This is a genomic window from Candidatus Omnitrophota bacterium, assembly GCA_041648975.1.
Classification (GTDB): Bacteria; Omnitrophota; Gorgyraeia; order 2-01-FULL-45-10; family 2-01-FULL-45-10; genus JAQUSE01.
Window position 1 is genome coordinate 1 of record JBAZNZ010000005.1, and the last position, 15,958, is coordinate 15,958.

The window sequence follows — 15,958 nt, forward strand, 5'->3', positions numbered from 1 at the left end:
TATTATGGTGCATAGCCTAACCCTCCTTATATACCGACGAGAATCGGTAGTTGGTGACGGTTCTGTTCTATCACCATCATAAGGATTCGGTTGGGCTTTTTCAATCATAATTTGGACACGAGTGATTTTCTATCTCAATTTTCCGCTTCTCTTCTCCGAGCACGGACAATTTCACTTTGACATATTTTTTCGGCAAAAGACCTTTGACCTTATCCGCCCATTCTATCACTGTTACGCCGCTGCCGTAAAAATATTCCTCATAACTCTCGGCGTCTATTATACTCGATCCGTCCAGCCGGTAAAGATCGAAATGATACAGGGGCAGCCGGCCTTTGTATTCCTTTATTATAACAAATGTGGGGCTGTTGACATAGCGGACGTCCTTTACCTTCAGACCCTTCGCTATCCCCTTCGTCAGGACGGTCTTACCCGCGCCGAGGTCGCCGATAAGAGCTACGACGTCGCCTTTCTTTAATTTTACCGCGAGCTTAACGCCTATAGCTATCGTCTCTTCTACACTATTAGAAATATATTTCATGCTTGCCCTGGAAATGGAGGTAGCCTTTCGGCTTCAGTTCCTCGACCTCACCCTCTTCTCTTATGAGCTTATATCCATGCTTCTTGTCGATAACCTCTCCTATCAACGCGACCGACGTCGGCATACGATCGAGAGCCGTTTTAAAGAACCGCCGCGCCTCTTTTACGCTCATCGTGAAGAGGAGCTCGAAATCCTCACCCTCATAAATGGCTTTATCGAACGAACGCTCTTCTCTTGAAAGAGGGACAGCGCTTTCGTAGATCCTGCCGCCGACGCGGCTCGAACCCAATATCCGCCAGAGGTCTATAATGAGCCCGTCGGAAATATCTATCATCGAATTTACCTTAAAATCCCTTACGAGCCGCCGGGCCTCTTCGACTCTCGGCGTAAAACTCAAGTGCTTTCTTTTTATGGAGCCGCCTATCGAACCCGTTACCAGGATAAGGTCGCCTGCCTTTGCACCGCTCCTTAAGACAAGGTTCTTCTTCTCGACCTCGCCTATCAGTGACACATCTATTACTAATTTCTTCGACCTGGTAGTGTCGCCGCCAACTATGCTTACGTTGAATTTTCGGGCAAGGGAGGCCATTCCTTTATATACGCCGTCGGCAAATGATAAAGGCAGTTCAGGGTCGAGGCCTATCGAGACGACCGCGTATTTAGGCAATCCTCCCATCGCCGCGATATCGCTTATATTTCGGCCGAGCGCTTTCCATCCAATTTCAAAGGGCGTTGCGGCTTTGCGCCGAAAATGGACGTCCTCGACGAGCATATCGCATGTAAATAACAGGTATTTATCTTTTGTCCATTTAATGACCGCCGTATCGTCGCCGATGCCTTTCACCACACCGCTACCCGGCCTGGTCTTTCTCGCAAGGCGTCTAATCAAACCGATCTCACCGGCGTCTTTTATCTTCATCTCTAAGAGCCTCTTTTCGCCAATGTCTTCAAATAGGGTTTCCTAAATATCCCCTTCTCTGTCACGATCGCCGTTATAAGCTTGTTCGGCGTAACATCAAACGCCGGATTATAGACCTTCACCTTTGCAGGGGCTATCCTCTTACCGGCGATCATCCTCACTTCATTGCCGTCGCGTTCTTCTATCGGGATATCCTTGCCGCTCTTCAGCCGGAAATCGAACGTCGAGAGCGGAGCGACTATGTAAAATTTAACCCCGTGATATTTCGCCAGCACAGCAAGACTGTAAGTGCCGATCTTGTTGGCGGCGTCCCCGTTCGCGGCGATCCTGTCAGCGCCGACGAATATCTTGTCTATCTTACCCTTTTCCATGAGACTTGCGGCCATGTTGTCGCAGATGAGTGTCGTATCGATATGTTCATGCATCAATTCCCATGTCGTGAGCCGCGCTCCCTGCAATAGAGGCCTGGTCTCGTCGGCGTATACCTTAAAGCGTTTACCCTGTTTCTTTGCCTCGAACAGGACCCCGAGAGCAGTGCCGTAATCTGCTGTCGCCAATCCTCCGGCATTGCAGTGCGTCAGGATATTGTCGCCGGACTTTATCAGGCGCTCGCCGTACCCGGCCATCCGCCTGCAGCTCGCTTTGTCCTCCTCGACGATCCTGATCGCCTCTCTCTTCAAGATCTTTTTGATCTCGCCTACCGGAGCGTTCCTGTTCTCCTTCGCGACCCGTTCCATCCTCTCAAGCGCCCAGAAGAGATTGACGGCCGTCGGCCTGGACGACGCCAGATATTCAGTGACTCCGCGCAATTCTTTGAAGAACTTCTGGAAATCTTTCGCTTTCGAATCTTTTACCCCGAGGACCGCGCCCAGAGCTCCGGCAATGCCTATGGCCGGCGCGCCGCGTATCTCGAGGGTCTTGATCGCCCTCCAAAGCCGTTTTACATCGCCGCAGTCGACGTACTTCAATTCGCGCGGCAGCCGCGTCTGGTCGACGTAGCGTATCTTATTATTCTTCCATCTGATAGTATTTACCGGCATGTTACCCCCACACCATCTTGGTAAGGATATTGCGTTTTATCCCTATCGCCTTATACGGACAGACCTCCTGGCAGCACAGGCACCTGACGCATTTCTTATAATCGATCGCGCATGAATCTCTTTCTATCTTTATTGCGCTGACCGGGCATGTGATCTTGCATAGGTTGCATCGCGTGCAGACCGAGACATCTATGTAAGGTTTGAACCGTATTAATGAACCGAATCCTTTTGCGACCGCCTGCGGAATAAGTTTAAGCGCGGTCGTCTGCGGTAATTTAAAATCAGCAGCCGCAAAATCGCCTATCTTCTCACCAACTATCTCTATGCGCGACAGGTCCGCTTCCCCGTATCCCATCGCGTAAGCCTCTTTAGTAATTAATATATCGAACGGCTCCAGCCCTATCATCTTCGCGATGCAGGAATCGATAGCGACAGCGTCGGGTCCGGCCATTACCAGCCCCATGTTCCGGGGGTATCCTGCGGAAGGGCCGTCGCCTTCCATGGCAGTGATCCCGTCCAATACCGTTAGATGAGGCTTAGTGATAGAATATACCTTTGCGATCACTTTGGCAAAATCTTTTTCTTTCGGCGCCCTTGAGTGGCATTCGGCCTTGTATAGCCCGACGACCATACCGTACGTGTTCTTAATAGCCGCTGTGAGGATCGTTATGCCGTGTGTCTTCAGTTTGGGCAGAGATATTATGCACCCGCAGTCGAATACATAACGGCTTATCGGTATGCCGTCCACGGTTTTTGAGCTCGTGAACTTTACCAGTTCCACGGCCTCCTCACGCGCCATCTTCCGCATGCCGGACTTATTGAATACCTCGTCGATGTTCTTGCCATACCCGCCGGGCGAATCGCCTATAAGCGGCGTCGCGCCGGCAGACTTCACCAGCCTCACGACAGCTCTGACTACCTCCGGATGCGTATCTACAGCGTCATCGGGGGGCCTGGCTGAAAGGAGATTAGGCTTCAACAGAACCTTCATGCCGGGTTTCACGTAACTTCCGATCCCGCCAACGAGGTCAACCGCCTTTTTCACGGCTTCGAAGACCTTGGTCGTATCGTAATCCGCGCATTTGGCCAACGCAACTTTAGTCATTATTTATCATTCTTTCAGCTCTAACCTAAGCCTCGCTATTCGAGCACTGAAAATATTCGCTCCTTATGAAATTTTTCCAACCTATGCCCAATGGCCATCTCGGCCGTGGGCTTCGCCTAATTTTACTTTCAAGAATGATCACTTTTTCATTAACTAATACGTATTATACAGTTCTTCTGGGCACCCTGCTCCAATATACTTTGGGTAATAGCTATAATCTTAGCAAAATTTACGGCTCCCGCCTGCCAGCAAGATACTCTTTCAGGCGGGCAGGCAACCCACATGGCCTCGTGGCCATACAGCATTATGCCGACTGTAAAAATTTACCACTCGCTCCACCTGGGAAATTTTTCGCTCCTCAGGTGGCAGAACTTTTGGGCGATTGCCGGAGCTTCCCGACCTGCCCCCTAAAAAATTTCTTCGCGCCCGACTCAGATGGCGGAACTTTTGTGGTTCGCCTGAAGCGACTGTTAAAATTTTCGATACCTATTGGCGGTTTAGCAAGGACTCGCAAACCTGTCAATAGTATCAGTCGGTCCGGGTTGCGAGGCCATCGAAAATTTTCAGAGCAAATTTGCGCGCCCTCGCAAATTTGCGGCAAGCGGAAGGCGGCCACAAAAGTAACCGCCTGACTTCTGAGGGAGCGAAAAATTTTTCATGCACTCACCATCTTGGTAAGTAAGACGAGCATCACCATGCCCAGGTTGTGCATAATGTGCACCGTAATTGATGAAACGAGCGTCCCGGTCTTCTCATACAGGTAAGCCAGCACGATGCCGAGGACCATGATAGGCAGAAATCCTACTAAGTGCGCGTGCAGCCCGGCGAATACGGCCGCGGTTATGAGCATCGCCCATATGATCCCGGCCCGTTTCTTAAGGGCATTGTACATGAATCCCCTGAAGAAGAGTTCTTCGACCACAGGTCCGGCTATAGCCGCGAATAGTGTAGTGAAGATAAGGAGCGGCGCGTTCTTCTCCTTCAGGAACAATTCCACTATAGGCTGTTTTTCCGGCATGTATTTTAACGCGGTTATCACAGCTACCGTGATGATCAGGATGGCGACCAGGATGGGGACCGCAGCGATATACCCGACTATGCCGTAAAATACATTACGGGAAAAATTTTTTGCGGATATCCCGAGGGAGGCGAGCTTCTCTTTATACTGGCCGACGGCAAAATATAGGATAAATACTATCACAAGCGTATCCAGGATGCTCGAGTTCACCACCATACGGAAATTATCGTTCTTAATAATTGAAAATATGCGCACAAGCGCGGATTCGGTAAGGGTTACCATGTAGCCGAAGAACAAGCACAGGATGGCTACCTTAGCCACATCCAGGATGCCCCATTTCACTGGCTGGGGAACGTAAGTCGCGATATCGATCTTTTTCCTGCTCAGCCTGACCGAAACGAGCGCGCCGAGCACGAATATCCCGAGGAGAAGCACCGCAACGATCAGGAGCGATACCATGCCGAATACCATGGCCAGCCCGGGCTCTTCCTTGAACTTCTCCTCCATCTCCTTGCGCTTGACGAGCATCTCATCGTCAAGCGTCTTCGCCTTCTGCGGCTGACCCGACTCCAGCGACGCGAGCTTCCTGGCCTTTTCTTTTGCGCTATCCGGGACAGCCGCGATCACAACATTCACCAGGATGATGAATATCAGCAGGAGTATATACAACCGTTCCCTTTTAATAAGATCGTTCAATCTGTTCATGATCAACCCACTATGCCCAGTTTTCTATGCCTGAACTTCGCGCCTAATGATAGGGCTATGCCCTCGCATTTTTTGACATCGACGCCCGGCAGGTCTAGGCACGTCGCCTCCGCTTCGATATTATTCTTAACGCATGAGGCGATAAAATCCATGACATGCTTATGCGTTCCGGGGCCGAATTGCGGTCTGCAGGCTTCATTATAAATATTTTCAGTGTCGGCGTTGAGGCTGACCGATACCTTGTCGACCAGTCCCGCAAGCTCGCCCGCGATCGGCCTAGAATTTATCAGGTCTCCATGGCCGTTCGTGACCATCCTTATGCGGCCGCCGCGCGCCTTCACTTCCTTCGCAACAGCCTTTACTACATCGAGCCTCATCGTCGGCTCGCCGTAGCCGCAAAATACTATTTCCCTGTATCTCTTAGGGTCGCCTACGCATTCCAAGATCTCTTCCGTCGACGGTTCCCGGTCAAGCTTGAGGTTGTGGCCTTTGACGAACGAGGTCCGGTTTCTTATGCAGAAATCGCACGCGTTCGTGCAACGGTTGGTTATGTTAAGGTAGAGCGAATCCCTGATCTCATACGCTATCCTGGAAGGCTCAGGCGCCTCGAGGCCGAAAAGCCTGCAGGCATTGTGGGTCGTTATCCTCGCTATGTCATCTTTGGACAGGCCGAGTATCTGCGATAATTCCTCGGCCAGCCGCGCTATGTTCGACGGTTCGTTGCGCTTGCCTCTCGATCCCTGAGGCGCCAGGAACGGCGCGTCGGTCTCGAGCAACAGCCTCTCTACCGGAACGGCCCTCGCGGTCTCGCGCAGCTTTTTGGCGTTCTTGAACGTAATGTTGCATGTGAACGAAACGAATAGCCCGAGGTCGAGGCATTTTTTCAGGAACGCCTCGTCTCCGGAAAAGCAGTGCATGACGCCGCTTAAGCCCTCTTTCTTTTCTTCGTTCAGGATCTTAAGGACGTCCTCGTCGGCTTCCCTGGCGTGGATGATTAGCGGCAGGTCTAATTCGCGGGCAAGACGTATAAAGGTCCTGAAGGCCATGGCTTGCGCGTCCCGCGGCGAGAGGCCCTTGTAATAATCGAGTCCCACCTCCCCGACGGCGACCACCTTGCTGTCTTTTGCAAGAAGCCTGAACTCAGCTATTACCTCATCCGTAACGGACGTTGCTTCGTGGGGATGGACGCCTAATGACGTGTAGATTATGGGGTAACGGCCCGCGAGCTCTACCGAACGCCGCGTCCCCTCAATGGAACTGCCGACGTTCACTATCTTACCCACGCCGGCTTTTACGGCTCTATTTATGACTTCATCCCGGTCGCTGTCGAAATCGCGGAAATCGAGATGGCAGTGCGTGTCTATGAGCATTTAATTATGATAACCCTTTTGTGTAAAGTTAATTGTGTAATGTGTAATGCATCACACATTACACTTCGCACATTACACAAATGTAAATCATGCAGCTAAACCTCTATCCGTGGGAACAAAGGCTCCGCCTTCTTTAACATTCTCCCAGCTTCCAGCTTCCCCCAGGCCATCTCCTTTTCAAAATCCATCTTTTGAAGATCTTCCTCAAGGCCAAGCTGCCTGTATATCCGCTGGGCGGTTCCCGGCATAAAAGGATATACCGAAACAGCCGCTATCCTTAACGCTTCCAGAAGGCTGTATATCACCAGAGCAAGCTCATCGGTCTTGCCTTCCTTGGATAGGGCCCAGGGTTTGGATTCTTCGATATATTTATTGGCGATGTTAATTACTTCCCATATCTTCGACAACGCGTTCACAAAATCGAAATTCGGTATCGACCTCTGCATCTCGCCCGCCAGATCACTTGCTTTTTTCTTCAATACCTCCCCCTGACGCTTGATTTCCGGCACCTTGCCCCCGAAATACTTTTCCGCCATGGTCAGGGTGCGGTTCAGGAGATTCCCCAGGTCGTTGGCAAGGTCGCTATTGTAACGCCCGACCAGGGTCTCCTCACTGAATACTCCGTCGAGGCCGAAAGAGACCTCGCGCAGAAGGAAATACCTGTATGGGTCTATGCCGTATTTATTTATCATCTCCAGCGGGTCGACGACATTGCCTTTGGATTTCGACATCTTCTCGCCCTTCACTATCCACCATCCGTGCGCGAATATTGCCTTCGGCGGCTCTATGCCGAGCGCTTTCAGCATGATCGGCCAATAAACCGCGTGGTGGCGCAGTATGTCCTTCCCGATCACGTGGAAATCGCAGGGCCATATTTTTTCAAAACGCGGCATGTCGTGCGGATATCCCGCGCCCGATATGTAATTTATAAGCGCGTCGAACCAGACATAAGTGACATAATCCCTGTCGAACGGTATCTCGATCCCCCAGGCCATGCGGCTTTTCGGCCGCGATATACAGAGGTCAAGCAGCGGTTCTTTGAGGAACCCTAAGACCTCGTTCTTGCGGAAATCAGGCCTTACGAAATCGGGATTGGCCTTTATATGGTCTATGAGCCATCCCTGGTACTCTGAGGTCTTCAGGAAGTAGTTCGCCTCGTCCAGTCTTTCAAGCGGCCGTTTGCAATCCGAACATATGCCGTCCGGGCTCTGGCTCTCGGACCAGAAAGTCTCGCACGGCGTGCAGAACCAGCCCTTATAAGCCTTCTTATATATCTTTCCGTCTTTATACAATTTTTCGAGTATCGCCTGAACGGTCTTTTCGTGATAATCGTCCGTTGTCCGTATGAAATAGTCATACTGTATGCCGAGCTTCGTCCACAGTTCCTTAAATACGGGAACGATCTCGTCGACGAAACGCTTCTCTTCGCCGGCTTTGTATCCGCGTTCAATAGTTGACTTCTCTATCTTCTCACCATGTTCATCGGTCCCGGTCATGAAGAATACGTCGCGGCCGCTTCGTCTCATGAACCTGGCCACGGTGTCACAGGCTATCTGGGTATAGGAATGGCCTATGTGGGGTTTGGAATTGACATAATAGAGTGGGGTTGTGATGTAAAATTTTTTCATATCAATCTGATATTCCGTAACGTTAGGGAAAGTTAATTAAAGTTACGTAAGGTTACATCCCTTGATTTTCGCAACTTTACGTAACCTTCTCTAACCTTACATAACCTTATGTAACATTATTTATAGCTCACCTCGAACAGCGTCCCATCCTCGAGTTCAACGGTCGCGGACCGTTTTATCGCATTGATGCTTATGACCTTGCCCATGCCCTTTTCTGTCTTGATCGATTCGCCTTCACGCGGCATCCCTTTCATGAGGTCCTTGTATGTCTTATGCTCGTATCCCAGGCAGCACATAAGACGGCCGCAGAGGCCGGATATCTTTGTCGGGTTGAGCGGAAGGTTCTGCTCCTTGGCCATCTTTATGGTCACGGGCTCGAAATCCTTAAGATACGTAGCGCAGCATAGCGCCCTGCCGCACGGCCCGAGCCCGCCGAGTATCTTCGCCTCATCGCGGACGCCGATCTGTTTCAGCTCTATCCTCGTCTTGAACGCGTTCGCGAGGTCCTTTACGAGATCCCTGAAATCGACCCTGCCCTCGGCGGTGAAATAGAACATTATCTTCGAGCGGTCGAACGAGAACTCCGCGTCGATGAGCTTCATGGCCAGACGCCGGTCGTGTATCTTTTTGGAGCACGTATCCATTACCTCCCTGATCTTCTTCTTGTTCTTATCTATCTGGTGCATATCCCAGGGGTTGGCTTTTCTTATCACGCGTTTCAACGGCTCTTCGACGTCGGAATCCAGTATAGCCTCCGTATCCGACAGGACATGTCCGTAATCCAGCCCTCTATCCGCTTCAACGATGACGCAATCTCCCACCTTGAACTTCATGCCGCCTGTAGAGAAATAGGTTATCTTACCCGCCTCGCGCAGCCTTACCTGTATTACTTCGTACATATTTTCCTCTCAAAATATACGTTTTATTGATCTTAATTCAATTTCAACCCCAGCGCCGCCATCGCAAGTTTCGTATTGGCGCTCTGATCCAGCATCTCACCCGTCGATATTATCTGCTTTATGGCGTCGTCGAGCATATCGAATTCCGCATCTCTTGCTGAAAGCTCGATCGCTGAGCGCTCATCGAAATTGATGAATTCCGGGGCGCCTTCGGTCCCGGCTTTCGCTACTAATAGGTCCCTGTACCATGAAAGCATTATCTCGAGCCGCATCTTCAATTCCGTCTTGGACAAGCCGTCGGTCTCCATCTCCAGGAACCTCTTCTTCTTCAGAGCCTCTATTACCTCTTTACGCTGTCCCGAAAAATCAGCGTTGTCATAAAGAAGGGCTTTCCCGGCGCTGCCGCATGAAATACGCGACAGGATGTCCGCTTTCGCCCCGTCTATCTTATGCCTTTTCGTAAGTATATCCTTGACTGTCCCAGCCTGGAGCGGGAAAAATTTAACGTGCTCGGCGCGTGAGGCGATCGTCGGAAGAAGCTCCCTGACGCTCTTCGCCAGTAATATCATAACCGTTTGCGGCGGAGGCTCTTCCATGGTCTTTAACAATGCGTTCGACGCCTGCGAGGTAAGATACTCAGCCCCGTCTATTATATATACTTTTGTATGCGCTTCGTAAGGTTTCAGCCAAATCCGTCTTTGCGCCTCCCGGATCTCTTCTATGCCTATAGAAGTTTTCTCCTTTTCCCTTTCGCCGGTGTCTGCTAAATTCAGCACGATTACATCGGGGTGATTACCAGCGTCTATCTTCCTGCACGAAACGCATTCATCGCACGCTTCGACAAGCTCAGCGTGCGATCCTGAGCCTGCCGAAGGATCGCAGGGGGCGTCTTTTCCTCCGCAATTGAGCGCCTTAGCGAAATTCAGGGCAGCCGATCTCTTTCCGACGCCTTCAGGGCCGAAGAATATGTACGCGTGCGCGACCCTGCCTCCCGCGATGGAGCTCTTAAGGAAAACTACGGCTCTATCCTGCCCTAGTATGTCTTTGAATGACACGGCCTACCTCTCGTCTGACAAGTTCTTGAGTTCCGTCGATAGTCGACGTAACACTTATGATTTTCATCCTGGCGGGATCTTGCCCGGCCAATTTCAGATAACCGTTACGCACCCTCTTGTGATAAGCGATATCCTTCTTCTCCATCCTGTCAACGCCTTTTTTTCTGGCGCGCCCTAGTCCGGTCACGGCATCTACATCAAGCAGTATCGTCAGGTCAGGTTTTAAACCACCCGTAGCCGCCGTATCCAGGGTTTTGATCGTCTTCATTGGGACCTTTCCGCCGTATCCCTGGTAGCTGAACGTCGCGTCATTGAACCTGTCGCATATCACGATCTTCTTCTTCGCCAGGCACGGCCTTATCAGCTCTTCCACAATCTGCGAGCGGCTAGCCTCAAAAAGAAACAATTCCGTAAGGTCGGATATTTCAACACCCCTGGACCTCAAAAGGACGTCCCTTATAAGCTCGCCGGCTTTGGTCCCACCAGGCTCTCTCGTTATTACGCAATCGTAAGAGAGTTTCGAAAGATGATCATAGATAAGGCGCGCCTGAGTGCTCTTACCGCAGCCCTCAACACCTTCGAACGTTATGAATAAGCCGCGTTTCAGGCCTTTCTTCGCCATACAGTGCCTTCTTTAGTGTCTTCGAGAAGCACGCCTTTGTCCGAAAGGGTCCTCCGTATATCATCGGCTTTCTTAAAATCTTTTTCGTTACGCGCCTTGTCTCTCTGGCTTATCAATTTTACAACATCCGCCTCGTCTACCTGTCCGCCCGAAACGCTCTTTGCCAGGTCAAGCCCAAATACGAAACTTAGCTCTTTTATCAGCTTTCCTATGCCCGATATTACGGCCTTCTCATCTTTTGAGAATTCGTCTTTGCCCTGCATCAACTTATTGGCATGCGTTACAAGGTCGAACAACGACGCGAACGCAAGAGGCGTATTGAAATCATCGTCCATCGCCTCTTCGAATTTTTTTCTGAAATTTTCGATAGAAAATTTCATCCCGTCGCCGCGACGAATAGGAGCGGCAGAGGAACTACCTCCTATATCTTGACTTTTCTCAACACGTCCTATCTTCTCGAAGAGAATGACAAACCGTTCCTTCTGGCTCTTCATCTCGCTTATCTTCTCTTCGGTGTAGTCGACCGGATGCCTGTAATGGGTATTAAGGAAGAGAAGCTTCAGATAATCAGGGTCACGGTATTTAGCGATAAAATTTTGAATCGAAATAAAATTACCCAGCGACTTCGCCATCTTCTCGTTATTTATGGTCAGAAGGCCGTGATGCATCCAGTATTTCGCGAATTTCTTCCCGGCTCCTTCGGACTGCGCTATCTCGTTCTCGTGATGAGGGAATATCAGATCCAGGCCTCCGCCGTGTATGTCGAATTCATCTCCGAGGATATCGGAACTCATCGCGGAACATTCTATATGCCATCCAGGCCGGCCATTCCCCCAGGGGCTGGGCCAGGACGGCTCTCCCTCCTTTGCGCTTTTCCATAACGCGAAGTCGAGCGGGTCTTTCTTCTTCCCACCGGACGGTACGCGCGCGCCTACCTCCATCTTATCGAGCGACTGGCGCGACAGCTTTCCGTAATCCTTCGCCTTTTTTATGTCAAAATATACGTCCCTGCCCGATTCATAGGCGCATCCTTTTTTAATGAGAATCTCTATGAACTTAATCATCTTAGGAATGTACTCAGTAGCCTTCGGCTCTACGTCGGGTTTCCCTATGCCGAGAATCTCCATATCTTCACAATATGCTTTATAATATTTTTCTGCTACTTTTCGTGTCTGTTCGGCAAGTCCGCCTGATGTTTCACTGCTTTCTTTAATAAATGTATTCGATAGAACGAACTTATTTGCCTTATCTATTATCTTATCATCTACATCCGTTACGTTCCTGACGAACTTGACCTTCAGCCCTTTATATATAAGATAGCGACGAATTACGTCGAATATGTAGGCGCTCCTGGCGTGGCCTATGTGCGGCTCGTCATATACCGTTGGACCGCAGACATACATGCCGACTTTATCAGGTTTGAGCGGGGCGAATTCCTCTTTAGTCCTGGTGAGAGAATTGTATATGCGCATCATAAGTTATAAGTTATAAGTTATAAGTTATAAGTTCCATGCTTACAACTTATAACTTACGACTTACAACTATCTTTTCTCCAGTTTATCCAGCCTCTCCCTCAACTCATCCATCTCCTGCAATATTGGATCAAGGACATGTATATGGTCGAGGCCCACATCTATCTTCCTACCTTCCTGTTTCGTTATTCTCCCGGGAACGCCCACAACGGTAGAATTAGGCGGGACATCTTTTATAACAACGGCGTTGGCGCCTATATAGGAATTATCCCCTATCGTAATATTTCCCAGGACCTTTGCGCCGGTCCCTATTACAACGTTATTCCCGATGGTCGGATGGCGCTTGCCTTTTTCCTTACCTGTGCCGCCGAGCGTTACCCCCTGGTAGATGGTTACATTATCTCCCGTTATAGTCGTCTCACCTATGACCACGCCCATTCCGTGGTCGATAAAAAACGATTTGCCTATCTGTGCCCCTGGATGTATCTCTATGCCCGTAAAGAACCTGCCCGTCTGCGACAACATCCTGGGCAATAACGGTATGCCGGCTTTACGTATGGCATGGGCAATCCTGTATATGACCATGGCGTGAAGTCCGGAATATGTCAACAAGACCTCGATGAAACTCGCTGCTGCCGGGTCGCGCTCAAATATGGCGTCTATCTCTTTCTTGAACACTATTGCCACAACGGCCCAGAATGTCGTGAATGCCGCAATGAGAATAAACAATACCTTCAGGCAAATAGTCATCATGGTCACCTCTTTTCCTCCAGCATCACAGTGGCGAACGCGGCTATAGCGTCGCCTCTACCGATGGAGCCCACGCCTTCATTGGTAGTCGCTTTTATATTTATCCGCTCTTTCGGCATCCCCAATATCTCCGATATGGTCTGGCTCATCTTATCATTGAAAGGAAAGACCTTGGGTTCTTCGGCAAGGATCACTGTATCGACATTGATTATCGTGAACTTCTTTTCCAGGACAAGTTCGGCCGCCCTTTTAAGTATCTTCCTGCTAGGCATATCTTTATACTGCGGATCCGTATCCGGGAAATGCTGACCTATGTCTCCTAAGCCGAGCGCGCCCAGTATTGCGTCCGATATCGCGTGGATAACGACATCTCCGTCCGAATAACCTATTAAACCCTTTACATAGGGTATCTCGACGCCGCCCAGGAATAACTTCCTATCCTCGACAAGCCTGTGTATATCGTAACCTATTCCGACCCGCATAACAGCACCTCCGCAAGTTTCAGATCTTCTTTCGTCGTTATCTTTATATTGCGGTAAGAACCCATTATGACCTTCACCCTACCGCCTGCCATCTCTACAAGGCCAGCGTCATCCGTGGCTTTTGCATGCTTAAGCCTTCCGTACGCCTTTTGTATCAGATCCCGTCTGAATACCTGCGGCGTCTGGGCTCTGAATACCCTGTTCCTGTCGAGCGTATCCTTTATAAAAAGCCCGCTATCGACGAGCTTTACAGTATCGCTCTCAGGCACCGCAACTATACAGCCGCCTGTCTTTCTTGCCGCGCGTATGGATTTTTCTATTAAATAACTTTCGATAAAAGGCCTTGCCGCGTCATGGATGAGGACAATATCGGCCGAAGGCCCTATTCTTTTCAAACAATTCCTCACGGACTCCGAGCGCGTCTTTCCTCCGACAACCACGTCCACTACTTTCTTAAAACCGCACTTTTTTACAAGTACCCTGAACCTCGCTACGCAGGATCTTTCGGCGGCTATTATAATACCGTCGATCGAGGCGCAATCTTCAAGGGTCCGGAGGGAATAATATACGAGAGGTCTCGAGCCTAACAGGACAAAAGGTTTCTTCTGTCTAGAACCCAACCTTTTCCCGTGCCCGGCAGAGGGTATTATGGCTATAGTCTTCATTGAGGCTCACTTCGTCTTCCTACTTTCCTTTCCAACCGCCCCTGGGAGCGTCCTCAAGCCTTGCGAATATCATCCTTCCGGCGGAAGTCTGGAGAACGCTCGTGACTACTACCTTGGTGACCTGGCCGATGATACTCCTGGAATTATCCACGACCACCATGGTGCCGTCATCAAGATACGCAACGCCCTGGTTGTATTCCTTGCCTTCTTTGGTGATCCTGACTTCCATCGTCTCGCCGGGCAGGACTACGGGCCTGAGCGTGTTCGCAAGCTCATTTATGTTCAGCACCGCGACGCCCTGGAGCTCAGCGATCTTATTAAGGTTAAAATCGTTCGTGAAGACCTTGGCGCCTAAAAGCTTTGCCAGCTTTACGAGCTTGGCGTCCACCTCTTTTATCTCCGGGAAGTCCTCTTCCTGTATCCTGACGTCAAGCGCCGTCGATTTCTGTATCTTATTCAATATATCGAGGCCGCGCCTCCCGCGGTTCCTCTTGAGGGAATCCGACGAATCGGCGATCTGCTGCAACTCTTTCAACACGAAGCGAGGTATGACGATCCTCCCCTCGACGAAATGGGTCTGGAATATCTCGGCTATCCGGCCGTCGATTATCACGCTCGTGTCGAGCAGGATTATGTCGTCCTTCTTGTCCTGCCTGACGAACTTCACATAAGGCACAATAAGATTGAACTCGTCCTTACCCCTCATCGCGATTATCATCCCGAGATAACAGAATATCAATATCAGGATTATCTGGAGCGAGGAGAACATTTCAATAGACATCGGGATGAGTTTCATGACGCTGGTCAGTATCCATGCCATAAAGAACCCGAAGAAAAGCCCGAAGACAGCGGCAGACAAATTCCTTACGGAGAATCTCTTCATGCCCATCTCGACCAGGATTACAAGGAGAGCTCCGAAAAATCCTGCCACGGCTCCCGATAAGGCCCAGCTCATCCGCAGATCTCCCAGCGTAGAACCAACGTAATAACCTGCAACGCTCGACAGGAATACAAAAAATATCCTAAGGAATATTACTGTCATATATTACCCCTTATTCTTCGCTTCGCGGTTTGTTCAGCAGTTTCCAGGGATGCCTTTTGACATCCTCGCTGAATTCCCTGAAATTACCGGTCATGGCCTTCACGTCATTATATACTGCGTCTTCCATCAAAAGCTTGCCGACCGTGCCTTCGCCTTTTTTAAGTTTATCCACTATGGTCCTGACCGAATCGGAAAGGCTGGCCAGGTTCTCTGTGATCTTCTCCATTGGCACGGGATCCTTACCTATAAGCATCCCGTCATTCTGTACCAGCGGCTTTCCTATCGTTCCGGGCACTATCTCAAGATACTTTTCTCCGAGGAGACCGAGAGTGTTGATCGTCGCGACAGCATCCTCCTCGATATGCGTGCCTTCCTGTATCCAGACGGTCAATTCGGCCTTCGTCTGTTTGGCGGCCTCGTCATATACTACTTTTATACCCTGGACCTGGCCGACGCCGACACCCGCAAGCCTCACTGGCGCGGCAGGCCCTATGCCGCTCGCGAAATTGAACGTCACCTTGATAAGGTATCCATTTTTAGAGAAATTGATGTCGCCGATGGAAAAGACTATTAAAAATAATATAGCTATACCGATCAAAATAAAGATGCCGACCTTCAACTCAAATGTCCTTGTGCCTTCCATTGTTA

Annotated in this window: 16 protein-coding genes; all 16 read right to left on the reverse strand. The window is 50.1% G+C overall.

Annotation, left to right across the window (positions count from 1 at the left end):
- Positions 1-100 precede the first annotated feature (100 nt).
- A complete protein-coding gene (gene tsaE, locus WC592_02125; GenBank protein MFA4981253.1) occupies positions 101-538 on the reverse strand; it encodes a tRNA (adenosine(37)-N6)-threonylcarbamoyltransferase complex ATPase subunit type 1 TsaE in 438 nt (145 codons plus the stop codon).
- Complete coding sequence (thiL, locus tag WC592_02130) at positions 522-1,457, reverse strand: thiamine-phosphate kinase (GenBank protein ID MFA4981254.1); 936 nt, start codon at positions 1,455-1,457, stop codon at positions 522-524. The genes tsaE and thiL overlap by 17 nt, the downstream gene beginning before the upstream one ends.
- Positions 1,458-1,459: 2 nt before the next feature.
- Positions 1,460-2,497: an S-methyl-5-thioribose-1-phosphate isomerase gene (gene mtnA, locus WC592_02135; protein ID MFA4981255.1), complete on the reverse strand. Its 1,038-nt coding sequence runs from the start codon at positions 2,495-2,497 to the stop codon at positions 1,460-1,462.
- 1 nt (position 2,498) lies between these two features.
- The gene (locus tag WC592_02140) at positions 2,499-3,602 is read right to left on the reverse strand and encodes a DUF362 domain-containing protein (protein ID MFA4981256.1); all 1,104 of its coding nucleotides are present in this window, start codon (positions 3,600-3,602) and stop codon (positions 2,499-2,501) included.
- 655 nt (positions 3,603-4,257) lie between these two features.
- Positions 4,258-5,325, reverse strand: coding sequence for a CPBP family intramembrane glutamic endopeptidase (locus WC592_02145; protein MFA4981257.1), 1,068 nt, complete (start codon positions 5,323-5,325; stop codon positions 4,258-4,260).
- Between the two features lie 2 nt (positions 5,326-5,327).
- Positions 5,328-6,695 (reverse strand): TatD family hydrolase, encoded by a 1,368-nt coding sequence (locus WC592_02150; protein MFA4981258.1) that lies wholly within the window; start codon positions 6,693-6,695, stop codon positions 5,328-5,330.
- Between the two features lie 95 nt (positions 6,696-6,790).
- Complete coding sequence (gene metG / locus WC592_02155) at positions 6,791-8,329, reverse strand: methionine--tRNA ligase (GenBank protein ID MFA4981259.1); 1,539 nt, start codon at positions 8,327-8,329, stop codon at positions 6,791-6,793.
- Between the two features lie 110 nt (positions 8,330-8,439).
- Positions 8,440-9,222: a stage 0 sporulation family protein gene (locus tag WC592_02160; protein ID MFA4981260.1), complete on the reverse strand. Its 783-nt coding sequence runs from the start codon at positions 9,220-9,222 to the stop codon at positions 8,440-8,442.
- 32 nt (positions 9,223-9,254) lie between these two features.
- Complete coding sequence (holB, locus tag WC592_02165; GenBank protein MFA4981261.1) at positions 9,255-10,277, reverse strand: DNA polymerase III subunit delta'; 1,023 nt, start codon at positions 10,275-10,277, stop codon at positions 9,255-9,257.
- On the reverse strand, positions 10,246-10,899 hold the full coding sequence (gene tmk, locus WC592_02170; GenBank protein ID MFA4981262.1) for a dTMP kinase: 654 nt from the start codon (positions 10,897-10,899) through the stop codon (positions 10,246-10,248). Before tmk ends, holB begins: the two co-directional genes overlap by 32 nt.
- Entirely contained in the window at positions 10,881-12,374 is a 1,494-nt protein-coding gene (gene cysS / locus WC592_02175; GenBank protein ID MFA4981263.1) for a cysteine--tRNA ligase, read from the reverse strand. Before cysS ends, tmk begins: the two co-directional genes overlap by 19 nt.
- 66 nt (positions 12,375-12,440) lie before the next feature.
- Positions 12,441-13,124, reverse strand: coding sequence for a serine O-acetyltransferase (gene cysE / locus WC592_02180; GenBank protein ID MFA4981264.1), 684 nt, complete (start codon positions 13,122-13,124; stop codon positions 12,441-12,443).
- 2 nt (positions 13,125-13,126) lie between these two features.
- Positions 13,127-13,603, reverse strand: a complete 477-nt coding sequence (gene ispF / locus WC592_02185) for a 2-C-methyl-D-erythritol 2,4-cyclodiphosphate synthase (GenBank protein MFA4981265.1) — start codon at positions 13,601-13,603, stop codon at positions 13,127-13,129.
- Positions 13,588-14,268: a 2-C-methyl-D-erythritol 4-phosphate cytidylyltransferase gene (ispD, locus tag WC592_02190; GenBank protein MFA4981266.1), complete on the reverse strand. Its 681-nt coding sequence runs from the start codon at positions 14,266-14,268 to the stop codon at positions 13,588-13,590. Before ispD ends, ispF begins: the two co-directional genes overlap by 16 nt.
- A gap of 19 nt (positions 14,269-14,287) precedes the next feature.
- Positions 14,288-15,310: a PIN domain-containing protein gene (locus tag WC592_02195; GenBank protein MFA4981267.1), complete on the reverse strand. Its 1,023-nt coding sequence runs from the start codon at positions 15,308-15,310 to the stop codon at positions 14,288-14,290.
- A gap of 10 nt (positions 15,311-15,320) precedes the next feature.
- The gene (locus WC592_02200) at positions 15,321-15,953 is read right to left on the reverse strand and encodes an MlaD family protein (protein ID MFA4981268.1); all 633 of its coding nucleotides are present in this window, start codon (positions 15,951-15,953) and stop codon (positions 15,321-15,323) included.
- Positions 15,954-15,958 lie beyond the last annotated feature (5 nt).

Coding starts and splice junctions, on each gene's coding strand:
- tsaE (MFA4981253.1), bottom strand. CDS start 538: ATGAAATATATTTCTAATAGTGTAGAAGAGACGATAGCTATAGGCGTT.
- thiL (MFA4981254.1), bottom strand. CDS start 1,457: ATGAAGATAAAAGACGCCGGTGAGATCGGTTTGATTAGACGCCTTGCG.
- mtnA (MFA4981255.1), bottom strand. CDS start 2,497: ATGCCGGTAAATACTATCAGATGGAAGAATAATAAGATACGCTACGTC.
- WC592_02140 (MFA4981256.1), bottom strand. CDS start 3,602: ATGACTAAAGTTGCGTTGGCCAAATGCGCGGATTACGATACGACCAAG.
- WC592_02145 (MFA4981257.1), bottom strand. CDS start 5,325: ATGAACAGATTGAACGATCTTATTAAAAGGGAACGGTTGTATATACTC.
- WC592_02150 (MFA4981258.1), bottom strand. CDS start 6,695: ATGCTCATAGACACGCACTGCCATCTCGATTTCCGCGATTTCGACAGC.
- WC592_02160 (MFA4981260.1), bottom strand. CDS start 9,222: ATGTACGAAGTAATACAGGTAAGGCTGCGCGAGGCGGGTAAGATAACC.
- tmk (MFA4981262.1), bottom strand. CDS start 10,899: ATGGCGAAGAAAGGCCTGAAACGCGGCTTATTCATAACGTTCGAAGGT.
- cysS (MFA4981263.1), bottom strand. CDS start 12,374: ATGATGCGCATATACAATTCTCTCACCAGGACTAAAGAGGAATTCGCC.
- cysE (MFA4981264.1), bottom strand. CDS start 13,124: ATGATGACTATTTGCCTGAAGGTATTGTTTATTCTCATTGCGGCATTC.
- ispF (MFA4981265.1), bottom strand. CDS start 13,603: ATGCGGGTCGGAATAGGTTACGATATACACAGGCTTGTCGAGGATAGG.
- ispD (MFA4981266.1), bottom strand. CDS start 14,268: ATGAAGACTATAGCCATAATACCCTCTGCCGGGCACGGGAAAAGGTTG.
- WC592_02195 (MFA4981267.1), bottom strand. CDS start 15,310: ATGACAGTAATATTCCTTAGGATATTTTTTGTATTCCTGTCGAGCGTT.
- WC592_02200 (MFA4981268.1), bottom strand. CDS start 15,953: ATGGAAGGCACAAGGACATTTGAGTTGAAGGTCGGCATCTTTATTTTG.